This window comes from Alcaligenes sp. SMD-FA (assembly GCF_025960365.1).
In the GTDB taxonomy this organism is placed as follows: domain Bacteria; phylum Pseudomonadota; class Gammaproteobacteria; order Burkholderiales; family Burkholderiaceae_B; genus Alcaligenes; species Alcaligenes aquatilis.
Window position 1 is genome coordinate 1438543 of the sequence record NZ_CP110108.1, and the last position, 12607, is coordinate 1451149.

Below are 12607 nucleotides of genomic sequence, written 5' to 3' on the forward strand. Positions count from 1 at the left end.
ATACCGCGTTCAGACCAGGGTTTGGCCGGCGCTGTCGGCGGCATCCTGTTTTTTGATTGTGTCCTCGGGGTCAGCCTCATCATTCAAGTAGGACAAGGCTTTGCTCAGGCTGTAGGCCGGTTCGAAGGAGTCGGGATTGGCCATGGGCCAGCCTACGCGGAAAATCGTTTGACGGTAGTGGCCGCGCAGCAGTTCGCCTTTTTTCAGATCCGGGAACAGAGCCGACATCACACGCACTTCGCCGTTGCTGATACGACGGGCGATATGGTGAGGGCGTAGCTGGTTCGGATGTTCCAGGCCTGCCGCACCCAGCAATTCAGCCAGCGCTTTGAGGGTATTGCCGTGAAAGCTGGCCACGCGCAAGGACTTGTCATCCACCACCAGGGCCTTTTGACGTTGCGGGTCTTGCGTTGCCACGCCGGTTGGACATTTGTCGGTATGACAGGCCTGGGCCTGAATGCAGCCCACGGCAAACATGAAGCCGCGTGCGCTATTGCACCAATCTGCGCCCAAGGCCATGATGCGGGCCATATCAAAGGCACTGATGATCTTGCCCGAGGCGCCCAGGCGGATTTGCTCGCGCAGGCCAATACCGACCAAGGTGTTGTGGACCAGACGCAGAGCCTCGCGCAAGGGAGTACCAACGTGGTCAATGAACTCCACGGGGGAGGCACCGGTACCCCCTTCAGCACCATCGACCACAATAAAGTCCGGTGTAATGCCTGTTTTCAGCATCGCTTTGGCAATGGCAAACCATTCCCAGGGGTGCCCGATACAGAGTTTGAAGCCTACGGGCTTGCCGCCGGACAAAGTACGCAGCTTGGCGACGAACTCCAGCAATTCGACGGGGGAGTGAAAGGCGCTATGGCTGGCTGGCGAATTACAATCCACGCCCTCGGGTACACCGCGCGCCAGGGCAATCTCCGGTGAGACCTTGGTGCCGGGCAAGATGCCGCCGTGGCCGGGTTTGGCTCCCTGCGACAGCTTGATTTCAATCATCTTGACGTGATCCTGGGTGGCGCGCTCGGCAAAGCGTTCGGGCGAGAAGTTGCCTTGTTCATCCCGGCACCCAAAATAGCCCGAACCAATATTCCAGATCAGGTCGCCACCGTGGCGCAGGTGATAGGTACTGATGCCGCCTTCGCCCGTGTCATGCGCAAAATTGCCCATCTTGGCGCCTTTGTTCAGGGCCAGGATGGCATTGGCTGACAGCGCCCCAAAACTCATGGCTGAAATATTCAGCACCGACAGCGAGTAAGGCTGGGTACAGTCCGGTCCGCCGACATCAATACGGAACTGCGCGTCCTTGATGTGTTTGGGCGTCATGGAGTGGTTCATCCACTCATATCCATTGTTATAGACCTCCTGGTGGGTACCAAAAGGCTGCTTGTCAATTTGCTGTTTGGCTCGCTGGTACACCAGGGAGCGGTCCGCACGTGAGAAGGGCAGTTGCTGCTCATCGCCCTCCAGAAAGTACTGGCGAATTTCTGGGCGAATGGCTTCAAAAATGAAGCGCAGATTGCCAATAACCGGATAGTTGCGACGAATGGCGTGACGAGTTTGCGTGATGTCCACCAAGCCCTGAATACACAGGGCCAGCCCTGGGATCGCCAGCCATAGCCAGCTTGCGCTTTTGAACAAGGAAAGCAGCAAGAACAAGGCGGTCAGGCCAATGATGATGTAGAAGGCGGTGTAGCGTGTCAGCCACTTTTGCATAATGACTCCTGCCAAGAAAACGGGGTGATAGGGCAGGATTTCGGGTACCCGCCTATCAGGATGCCAACATCATAGAACGGTCCCGTACGGTTTGACCATGTCTGGAGAGCGATAGTTTATGAAAACTGACAATGAACAATGAGGTGGCTGATAAATAGGGGTCAGGCGCGGGGTGTTTAGCCCTTAAAGGCGGGTGTTAATTGAATAGGTAGGTAAGCTATCTATATAATCATGCTTTAGCGACTGTTCAGTTTCCCTTTTCTTATGTTTGCCTTTTCTCCCTGGATGCAGTTGGATCGGCCTGCGCTCTTGCATGGCCTGAATATGGCCATGGCTGCCTGGCTGTCTTTTGCGATTGCTGTTTTGTTGTCCGTTGATAACCCCTTTTGGGCTGCCATGCCGGTGTGGGTCTTGTCCCAAGCCTATCGGGGCCTGGTGTATGAGCGGGCCTTGTGGCGAATCTTGGGAACCTTGATAGGAGCAGGGCTGGGCTTGGCGTTTTTACATTTGCCCAACGCCTATTTGCAATTGTTGGGTATGGCGCTGGTGGTGGGCGTGGCGTCGGCTTTGACCCACGTGTTGCGGGGTGCTTTGTCCTACTTGCCCATGTTGGCAGGCATCACCATTGGTGTGGTGGTCTTGCCGTCTGTGCTGGCACCGGATACGTCGCTGGACTTGGCCTTGTCGCGGGTGGAGTGCACCTTGATCGGGGTGCTGGTGACAACCTTGTTGTGTTCCCGGACGACACCGCGTAGTCAGCGCAAGACGTATTACCAGCGTGTGCGGGTTTTGGCAGCCGATGCCTTGCGTTTGGCGGCGCACGCCTTGGGGCCGTCTTATGCACAGCCGGATCAGGCCTTGCTCAGCCGGATCCGCCAGGAGATGGTGGACCTGGACGGCCAAGCCCGTATTTTGGCGGCCGGTTCCTGGGATGCGTATCGCCGCTTGCCTTATGTGGATGCGTTTTTGTATGCGGTGATCGAGTTGCTGGCTGCCAGTGAAATGATTGTGCGTCAAAGAGAAAGAGGGCGGTGCCTCGCCGCTGATTATGCATCGTCCTTGCTGGAGCAGGCGCAACGCCTGCAGGACGGTCAGCCTTTGAAGGTGCTGGCAAAGACGGCAGCCAGACAGGAGGGGCAAATCAGCCTGGCCCGTTTGCGCCGTGCCATGGGGCAAATCCAACGGGCAGAAGAAGGTTTGTTTGCCACTCAGGCGCCCGCCCGACGTGGTCGCCACCGCTTTCTGACCACGCCCGCTATTTCTGTAGATTGGCCCTTGGCAACTCGCACGGGACTGATCAGTGGCTTGGCGGCTTTTAGTGCCGGGGCAATTGCCTTTGCCTTGTCCAGCCCGGCGCTGGAATTGATGGCCATGGGGGTGTGTACCTTCTCCATCATTCTGGGCTCCATGCCGCGCCCGCAGTTAATGAGTCGCACCATGTTTACCGGGATTACTGTGGGTGTGGTGGTGGCCAGTTTGTATCGTTATCTGCTTCAGGGGCATTTGGTGACGGACTGGCAGGTGATTGCCTCGGTACTGCCCTTTGTGGTGATCGGCGGTTTGTTGCGTGCAAATCGTCCAACATCGGCTTGGGCGCTGGATGCGAATATGTGTTTTCAGTTGGCCAGCCAGGCGGGAATGGCAGCGGTGACTGGACCCATCATCCTGAAAGAATCCCTGCCTTTGCTGGCGGGTTCGGCGGTGGTGTGCAGCGCTTTTTTCCTTTTGCCGCGTCGTACGCATCCTCGTGGCCAAGCGCTGGTGCGGCGAGTCGTGCGTGAGCTGTATCCCTTGATACGTCGTTCCCGCCCCCGTTTGTTTCGTGTATGGCGTGGGCGAGTGGCCCGGCAATGGGTGCAGTTATTGCACTGGATGGGGGAGCAGACTCCGCCGGGCCTGTTGTCACTGATCAATTTGGGGCGTGGCGTGATTGAACTCAAACGCCTGGCCAAGCGCGGGGCGCAGCAGCAGGCGTGTGTATCGCTGGTAGGTGAGCTGCTGGAAGGGTTTGAGCACCAGCCGCAGGAATTGGCCCAACAATTGCAGCGCATCAGCCAATCTTGCAGCGATACCGTTTTAGCGCAGGCGATACTGGACGTCGCCCAGTCCCTGCAAGGGGCCACACCGGTTTTGGTTTATGCTTACCCGCCTAATGCTATGCCGCGCGCTGTGGAGACCTCCTGATGAATCACCAACTTTATGAACGGTTCGGCTTGTCCATGATTGTGCTGGCGCGCCTTTACCGTCGTGAATTGGATCAGACCCTGGTGCGTTACGGTGTGTCCGAGGCCACTATTTTGCCTATCCGTTATCTGGCTCAGTTGGGCGAACCGATACGGCAAGGGCAACTGGCACGCATGATGCGGCTGGAGGGACCAACGCTGGTGCGTCTGATCGATCAGTTGGAGTCTGGCGGCCTGCTGGCGCGCCTGCCCGACGAGCAGGACAAGCGTGCACGCCTTTTGTGCCTGACCGATAAAGGGCGCGACTTTCACAAACGTTTGCTGGAATTGCTGCGCCAATCTCGTGCTCCCTTGTTTGAAGGGATCCCGGACGAGGATATAGAAGCGGCCTTGCGCTGCTTTGATCAACTGGCTAGCAATCTGGGGCTGGAAGCAACGGATATGTCCAGCCTGTTTGGGGACTGATCAAGTTTTTGGGCAGCGTAAGCGTATGTTCCCGATGGTGAGCAGAAAGCAGGAGCTGGTTTCCTGCTTTTTTACTTTATGGTTGAATAAACCGTCCTTGTTTCAGCAATAAGGAGGGTATGCCATGAACGATGTAGATCTTGCTCGCTTGGTTAAAACCATGACCGAGGCCCGGCTGACGCTGGCAACCGCAGAATCCTGCACAGCAGGTCTGATTGCGTCCACGCTGGCTGACCAAGCGGGGGCGGCAACCGTACTCGATTGTGCTTTTGTGACTTACTCGCCGCAGGCCAAGTATCGATGCCTGGGCGTCGATCAGCGGGTGCTGGCAGAAAACAATCTGTGCAGTGAAGCAGTGGCACGGGCTATGGCCAAAGGAGCGGCGGAATTGACTCCGGCCAATGTGATCATTGCCAATACGGGGGTGGCGGACGATATTGCAGAGCCGCAGATTCCGGCCGGGACGCAATGTTTTGCCTGGCTGTTCAAGCCGCAGGATAAATATGATCCTTTGGTCGTCTATACCGAAACCATTGTGTTTGATGGGACGCGGGATGAAATCCGTCAGCAAAGTGCGCATCACGCCTTGCTGCGCATCGAGCATTGGTTGCGACTGGCCAAACAAGAACGCCAGGGTGTGACCCCTGGCGTTTGATGTGGCGAACTAGCTGGATGAGCTAAGCCTGCACAGGCTTAGTTCTCTAGGTACTTGCGCCAGACGCGTGGCAGGATACCGCCGTGGCGCCAGTACTCCATGTCCTCGACCGTATCCAGACGCACGATCACCGGCACGGACTGGGTGCTGCCATCCAGACGGTGGATGATCAGTTCGGCTTGGGAACGTACCCCCAGGTTTTCTTCCAGGCCTTTCACATCAAAGGTTTCGGTGCCATCCAGACCCAGGGTGTCGGCATTGGTGCCGTCCTGGAACTGCAGAGGCAGCACACCCATACCGACCAGGTTGGTGCGGTGGATACGCTCAAAGCCTTCTGCGACCACGGCCTTCACACCCAGCAAAGCGGGGCCCTTGGCGGCGGAGTCGCGCGAGGAGCCGCAACCGTAGTTCTTGCCGGCAATCACCAGCAGGGGAACCTGACGCTCTTGATAGGCCTGGGCCGCTTCAAAAATACGCATCACTTCGCCTTCAGGCATCACCTTGGTGACACCGCCTTCCACGCCGGGAACAATCTTGTTGCGCAGACGGATGTTGGCGAAGGTCGCACGTTTGACCACTTCGTGGTTGGCACGACGCGTGGTGTAGTTGTTGAAGTCTTTTTGCTCCACCCCCTTGGACAGCAGGAAGTCAGCGGCAGGCGTACCCAGGCTGATCGAACCTGATGGCGAGATGTGGTCGGTGGTGATGGAGTCACCCAAAATCGCCAGCGGACGCATGCCGCGCAGGTTGGCCACGGGGGCGGGCTCGCGTTGCAGGCCGTCAAAGTAAGGCGGTTTGCGGATGTAGGTACTGTCGGCTTCCCATGGGTAGTGGCCGCCATTGCTTTCGCGGGCCAGGGCGTCCCAAGGTTCGCCGCCGTCGTACAGCTCGGCATAGCGTTCGATGAACAGGTCGCGGTCGTAAGCGCCGTGGATAGCTTCTTGCACTTCGGCCGATTTGGGCCAGATGTCGCTTAGGTAGACGTCTTTACCGTCCTGATCTTTGCCCAGCGGGTCGCGGGTCAGGTCTACATTCAGGTTGCCAGCCAGGGCGTAGGCTACGACCAGAGCGGGCGATGCCAGGTAAGCAGCACGCACGTTGGCGTGAATACGGCCTTCAAAGTTGCGGTTGCCCGACAGCACGGCGGTGGCGATCAGCTTTTCCGACTCAATTGCGTTGACGATATTGGCAGGCAGCGGGCCCGAACCACCGTTACACGTGGTGCAGCCAAAACCAGCAATGTTAAAGCCCAGCACATCCAGGTCATCTTGCAGTTGGGCGCGTTCCAGCACGTCGGCAGTGACCTGGCTACCGGGCACCAGCGAAGTCTTGACCCAAGGCTTGCTGCGCAGACCACGAGCCACGGCGTTACGGGCCAGCAAACCGGCGGCCATCATATTGGCGGGGTTGGCCGTATTGGTACAGGAGGTAATAGCGGCAATGACCACATCGCCATCATTCAGAACAAAGTCCTCGCCTTCCACGGGCACCGCACGTTGCGGGTCGTAAGGACGGCCAGCAATTTTCTGGTGATGGGCGGGGAAGGACTGGGCCGCAGTATCCAGATCCAGGTGATCTTCGGGATTGCTGGGGCCAGCCAGACTGGGTTTGATGCTGCTCAGATCCAGTTTCAGTACGGTGTCGTAAACAGGAGCGGGAGCAGCCGGATCGCGCCACAGCTTTTGAACCTTGCTGTATTGCTCAACCAGATCAATCTGTTCTTGCGGACGGCCCGTCATGTGCATGTAGTGCAGGGCAGCGTCGTCAATCGGGAAGAATACGGCGGTGGCGCCGTATTCAGGGGCCATATTGGCGATCATGCCGCGGTCGCCCAGGGACAGCTCGTCCACGCTGGGGCCAAAGAACTCCACAAACTTGCCCACCACGCCCAGTTCGCGCAGTTTCTGGGTAATGACCAACACCAGGTCGGTAGGTAGCACGCCGTCATTCATCTTGCCGGTCAGCTCGATACCCACTACGGCAGGCAGGGCGATGGCAACGGGCAGACCCACCATCACGGCTTCGGCTTCAATACCCCCAACACCCCAGCCCAGAATGCCCAGGCCGTTGACCATAGGGGTGTGGCTGTCGGTGCCCACACAGCTATCTGGGTAGACCAGATCCACGTCCTTGCCTTCCTCGGTCCAGACAACCTGGCCAATATGCTCGATGTGCAATTGGTGCATGATGCCTTTGCCGGGCGGCACGACTTTGACGCCATCAAAGTTGCTGGAACACCAGCGCAGGAAGGCAAAGCGCTCGCCATTACGTTGGTATTCGCGTGCCAGGTTGATGTCGGCTGCCTTGGGGTTGGCCCAACTGTCCACTTGCAGGGAGTGGTCAATAATGACGTCGATAGGCACCTGTGGCCGAACGCGGCTGGCGTCGCCACCGGCGGCCTCAACGCCTTCGCGTAAAGCTGCCATATCCAGCAACATCACCAAACCCAGAATGTCCTGACCAAATACGCGGGCAGGGTAGAAGGTGATGCCGTCGCCCACCTTGCGCTGGAGCAGGGAATCAATCTCCTGATCCACGTCGGCGTGACGCACGGCCTTTTGACGACAGAGGTTTTCCAGTAGAACGCGCAGCGAATACGGCAGTTTTTCAATACCGGGTATGTCGGCGATAGGAACGTAACGTACGGAACGTCCGTTCAGGGACAGCGTTTCTAGGGCAAGAGACTGAGACATGGCAAACGATTCATCCGTAATGAGAAGGTTGGAGGGGGCCGACCTGAGGGCCCTCTGACTACGTCATCGCTGTGTGAATCCGTGTGGACTCGCGCGATGTCAGCGGGCTTTCGACAAGAATAATCCCAACAAAATTATGCGTCTGGAGCCTTTGTAAAACAATTAAATTGTATTTTGTTTGTATATAATACAATAAAACGATCCAGGATCGCTTCGATTTTTAGGAATGTCGGCATGAAAAGCCAATCCAATTCTTTGCATGTCACTTTGGCGCATCGCCTGCTGGATTACGTGCGGGCCGGGCATTTGCAGGCCGGGCATCATTTGACGGAACAATCTCTGGCCGAGGCGCTGGGTGCTTCGCGCTCGCCCATACGCGGGGCGCTGGCCTATCTGGCGGAAAAAGGGATTGTGGGCGCACAGCCACCTCGGCGTGGCTTGTACCTGTTGAAAGGGGCGGACCAGCTCGGTGTGATCGAAGAAGAGCTGGGCACCAGCCAGGACGACCAGATCTACTTGCAACTGGCCCGCGACAAGCTCTCGGGCATCTGGGGTGATACCTTGTCGGAAAACGACGCCATGCGCCGTTACGGTCTGACGCGCGAACGTGTGCGCCGTATTCTGGCTCGTGCCGCTAATGAGGGCTGGATAGAGCAACGTGCCAGCAAAGGCTGGTCTTTCCTGCCCATGATTGACGGCCCCCAGGCCTGCGAAGAAAGCTATACCTTGCGTCAGATGCTGGAACCCGCCGCCATGTTGCTGCCCGGTTTTGCCATTGACTCCACCGTTTTGCGCCGTGTGCGGCTGCAACAGCAAGCCTTGGCCGACGGCGGCTGGCGTCACGCCGGGCATGCCGAGATGTATCAGGCCAATGCCACCTTCCATGAGGCTTTGGCCTCCTTGTCCGGCAATCGCTTTATCGCCCAGACGGTGACGCGTCAAAACCAGTTGCGGCGCTTGCTGGAATATCAGGAAACGCTGGATCGGGAACGTATTCGTCGTCAATGTCTGGAGCATCTGGCGATTCTGGACTTGCTGGAAAAGGGCGAACGCGCCCAGGCCTCCGCCTTGCTGGCCCGCCATCTGGGCAATGCCAGCGAGGAAAAAGTGCAGCAACTGGAACGACAACAGCAGCGCACGACCCGATCAGACTCTTTTAGTGAACCGATTGTCTCTCACGCCGAACCCATGCAGGAGACGGCGCAATTTTCTTTAATGGCGCAAGCCAAGAACCAGGAATAACGTGATGAAGCAAAAATCCCTTCCCGCCGTGTTCATGCGTGGTGGCACCAGCAAAGCCTTGATGCTCAATATTGCAGACCTGCCTGCCGAGCGCGACGACTGGACGCCTCTGTTTTCCGCCGCCATGGGTACGCCGGACCCTTACGGTCGCCAACTGGACGGTATGGGCGGCGGCGTCTCCTCCCTGTCCAAGGTGTGTATTATCGGCCCGTCCAGCCATCCGGATGCCGATGTGGACTACACCTTTGCGCAAGTGGCGATCAAGGAAGAGAAGGTGGATTACCGTGGCAACTGCGGCAATATGAGCTCGGCAGTTGGCCCATACGCTGTTGAGCAAGGCATGGTCAAGGTTCAGGACGGTGACGCGTGTGTGCGCATCCTCAATACCAATACCAACAAGATCATCCACGCCCATTTCACGGTGGAAGAGGGTCAGCCCCGTTACGACGGCGATCTGTCCATTCCCGGCGTAGGCGGCACAGGTTCGCCTATCCGTCTGGACTTTGTAGAACCAGGCGGTGCCTCTACCGGTTCCTTGCTGCCTAGCGGTGAATTGACCGAATGGCTGGATGTGCCCGGCGTAGGCCGTATCGAAGTGTCGCTGGTGGACGCGGCCAACGCGGCGGTGTTTGTCCGTGCGGCCGATGTAGGTTTGACCGGTCTGGAATTGCCCGACTGGCTGGAAGCCCACCCTGAAGTACTGGAGCGTCTGGACGCGATTCGTGTACAGGCCTCCGTGCGCATGGGTATTGCTCCGGATGTGGACGCTGCGCGTCAGATTCGCATCGTGCCCTTTGTCTGCATCGTGTCGCCCGCCCAGGACAACCCCACCTTGTCCGGCGACGTGGTTCCCGCCCAAGAGATTGATCTGGTTGCCCGCGTGATTTCCAACGGCCAGCCGCACCGCGCCTTGCCACTGACCATCTCCTTGTGTACCGCTGTGGCGGCTCGTTTGACGGGCAGTCTGCCCTCGCAATGCCTGTCCGACTCGGTTGCCCCGCAAGGCCCGCTGCGTCTGGGCATGCCCTCTGGCGTACTGACAGTTGGTGCGGAAGTGGAAAAGAAAGACGGCCAGTGGTATGCCAAGGCTGGTTCCTTCTACCGTACGGCGCGCCGTCTGTTTGATGGCCGTGTCTGGGTTCCCGGCAAGGCCCTGAAGGACTAATCCACGATACGCAAGTCCTGCGAGGGCGAACGCCCGAAGCGGGACTTGTAGTCGGCACAGAAGCGGCCAAAATGGTTAAACCCACAGCGCAAGGCAATCTCGCTGACCTGGGTGCCCGGCACCGCGTGGCGGATGGCCTGTTGGGCCGCTTCCAAACGAATCTGCTTTAAGAACTGCATGGGGCTTAGCCCCCGTTCCGTACGGAACGCCAAGGTCAGGCTGCGTACACTGGCACAGGCAGCGGTGGCGATTTGCTCTAGCGTCAGGGCCTCGTCCAGGCTGGCCCGCATGAAATCTTCGGCTCTTTGTACCCGGCGCGAACTGGCCGGGCGCACGCTTTGCTGCAATTGCTGGCTGTAGTTACCCGGCTGGGTATGGAACAGATGCAGCAGAAGATTGTCCTCGGCCTGACGCGACCACTGATCCATTTCCGGCGGCAAATGCCCGCCATAGGCCAGCAAGCTGCCAATCTGGTGCTGCCAGGCACAGCCGTGTGGCGAGTCCAGAGACATGCCCGCCGCAAACTCAATGGGCCGATCCAGGCTCAAGCCCAAGGTCTGCCTGGCCACTTCTTCCAGCCTGTGGCGTGGGATCTTCACTAAAAACTGCTCACAGCCCTGTTCCCAATCCAGTTCAACCTGGAGGGAAGGGGAGATCACGCTGGCAATGTTAGGGTTGGCCTGGACGTACTCCCGACCAACCCGAATACAGGATCGTCCCTGTATGGGGACTTGAAACAGCAAAAAGTCTTCCAGAATGCCGGGCGATACCTGCACCGCCGCGCCATATTTCAGCAAGACAAAGGAAAAACTGTGGCTGCTGGCGTAGCGCAGGGACGCGTCGACTGGGCCGTCATTCCAGGTCAGACGGTGTTCGGTTAGAAAACCGGCGGTCTCGCTGCGTGTCTGGTCCGGGCAGCGCGATTCAAAGCGCGGCGCACTGTGTTGCAAGGGGGCCAGCCCTGACATAAACCACGCTTGCATGATGTGTGTCTCCAAATTTTTGCCGGTTAGGGATAAGGCTTGCCGAATCTGGATAGCCGCCTGTTCTGAGCTGGTCTAATGTATTTCAAACCTAAAACAGTAATCCTGTCCCGGCACCTTAGCAGATTGGGATACGACTGGGAATTGCTGTATTCACGTAGTCCCTTGGGGCCGTTCTCTGCGGCCTGCAGGACAAGCGCCGCACAAACCACAGGCGTCAGTGATACACAGCTTCCGTCGTAGTGGGGGTGATCCCAGGCAGACCTGAAGTCCAGTTTTTTGACAGACAGAGGACGGAGACAAACATGAAAAAACAAGTAGCGTTTTGTATGAGCACGCTGGCCTTGGCCCTGGCCTGTAGCCCGGCGTCCAGTCAGGAAGTATTCAAGGTGGGGCTATTGACCACCTTGTCCGGCCCTGGTGCGGCTATTGGCCAGGAAATCCGTGATGGTTTCGAGCTGGGCCTGAACCACTCGGGCGGCAAGTTCGGTGGTGTGGATGTGACCTTGGCGGTGCTGGACGATCAGCAAAAACCGATGGAAGGCCGTCAAGCAGTGGACCGTCTGGTCAAGCGCGACAAGGTCGATGTCATTACCGGCATTGCTTTTTCCAACGTGCTGCTGCCCGTGATGCCCACGATTATGGGCAGCGACACCGTCTATATTTCCGCCAACACGGGCCCGGCTGAGTATGCGGGTGAGCATTGCAACCCCAATTTCTTTAGCGTGTCCTGGCAGAACGAGGATATCCCTGCCGCCATGGGCAAGTACGTGACCGATCAGGCGCACAAGAAAGTCTATTTGATCGCCCCCAATTATCCCGGTGGACGTGAGTCCATTGAAGGCTTCAAGCGCCTGTTCAAGGGAGAGATTGCCGACGAAGTTTATGTGAAGGTTGGCCAGATGGATTACGCCGCCGAATTGGCCCAGATGCGGGCTTCGGGTGCGGATGCGGTGTTTTTCTTCCTGCCCGGCGGTATGGGCGTGTCTTTTATCAAGCAGTTGATCAACTCGGGTCTGTCTACGCAGATGGCCGTATATACCCCTGGTTTCTCGGCTGACCAGGACACGATTGGTGCTATTGGCGAGTCCATGAAGGGCATGGCCAACGCCGCCCAATGGTCGCCGGATTTGGATAACCCCGCCAACAAGCGTTTTGTGGCGGAGTTTGAAAAGACCTACGGTCGCCTGCCGTCCATGTATGCCTCCCAGGGCTATGACGCTGCTTTGTTGCTGGATGGCGCATTGAAGTCTGATCCCAAGGCCGCCACCGACCGCGAGGCCTTGCGCAAAGCCTTGCGCAGCGCACCGTTCGAGTCCGTGCGCGGGGCTTTTGCCTTTAACAACAACCAGTATCCGGTGCAGACCTACTACATGCGCGAAGTGGCCCCGAATGACAAAGGCCAGATGAGCAACAAGATTGTGTCCACCGTATTCGAGCAGTTCCAGGATCATTTTGCACCGCAGTGCAAGATGGAAAAGTCATAAAGAGGGTGCGTCAAGCAT

Annotated in this window: 9 protein-coding genes; 6 read left to right on the forward strand and 3 right to left on the reverse strand. The window is 57.9% G+C overall.

All coding sequences use genetic code 11. From position 1 onward, the window contains the following. Window positions 1-9 precede the first annotated feature (9 nt). Window positions 10-1716: an FMN-binding glutamate synthase family protein gene (locus OKX01_RS06610; protein ID WP_230018655.1), complete on the reverse strand. Its 1707-nt coding sequence runs from the start codon at window positions 1714-1716 to the stop codon at window positions 10-12. A gap of 264 nt (window positions 1717-1980) precedes the next feature. Here OKX01_RS06610 and OKX01_RS06615 point away from each other — a divergent pair, with 264 nt between their 5' ends. From OKX01_RS06615 to OKX01_RS06625, 3 genes are all read left to right on the forward strand, one after another. Then, on the forward strand, window positions 1981-3900 hold the full coding sequence (locus OKX01_RS06615; RefSeq protein ID WP_094196222.1) for an FUSC family protein: 1920 nt from the start codon (window positions 1981-1983) through the stop codon (window positions 3898-3900). Then, window positions 3900-4364, forward strand: a complete 465-nt coding sequence (locus OKX01_RS06620) for a MarR family winged helix-turn-helix transcriptional regulator (protein ID WP_094196223.1) — start codon at window positions 3900-3902, stop codon at window positions 4362-4364. The genes OKX01_RS06615 and OKX01_RS06620 overlap by 1 nt, the downstream gene beginning before the upstream one ends. 124 nt (window positions 4365-4488) lie before the next feature. Beyond that, window positions 4489-5019 (forward strand): CinA family protein, encoded by a 531-nt coding sequence (locus OKX01_RS06625; protein ID WP_094196224.1) that lies wholly within the window; start codon window positions 4489-4491, stop codon window positions 5017-5019. Window positions 5020-5057: 38 nt separating this feature from the next. Here the strand turns inward: OKX01_RS06625 and acnA are convergent, their stop codons facing one another. Beyond that, a complete protein-coding gene (gene acnA, locus OKX01_RS06630; protein WP_108727245.1) occupies window positions 5058-7712 on the reverse strand; it encodes an aconitate hydratase AcnA in 2655 nt (884 codons plus the stop codon). Window positions 7713-7946: 234 nt separating this feature from the next. Between acnA and OKX01_RS06635 the strand changes: the two genes are divergently transcribed. Both OKX01_RS06635 and OKX01_RS06640 read left to right on the forward strand, forming a co-directional pair. After that, window positions 7947-8954, forward strand: a complete 1008-nt coding sequence (locus OKX01_RS06635) for a GntR family transcriptional regulator (RefSeq protein WP_094196226.1) — start codon at window positions 7947-7949, stop codon at window positions 8952-8954. Between the two features lie 4 nt (window positions 8955-8958). After that, on the forward strand, window positions 8959-10119 hold the full coding sequence (locus tag OKX01_RS06640) for a 2-methylaconitate cis-trans isomerase PrpF family protein (protein WP_264672652.1): 1161 nt from the start codon (window positions 8959-8961) through the stop codon (window positions 10117-10119). On the opposite strand, the gene OKX01_RS06645 is transcribed toward OKX01_RS06640, so the two are convergent. After that, complete coding sequence (locus OKX01_RS06645; protein ID WP_094196228.1) at window positions 10116-11102, reverse strand: helix-turn-helix domain-containing protein; 987 nt, start codon at window positions 11100-11102, stop codon at window positions 10116-10118. The genes OKX01_RS06640 and OKX01_RS06645 overlap by 4 nt on opposite strands. 305 nt (window positions 11103-11407) lie before the next feature. Between OKX01_RS06645 and OKX01_RS06650 the strand changes: the two genes are divergently transcribed. Next, window positions 11408-12589, forward strand: a complete 1182-nt coding sequence (locus OKX01_RS06650; RefSeq protein ID WP_094196229.1) for an ABC transporter substrate-binding protein — start codon at window positions 11408-11410, stop codon at window positions 12587-12589. The last annotated feature ends 18 nt before the right edge of the window (window positions 12590-12607 follow it).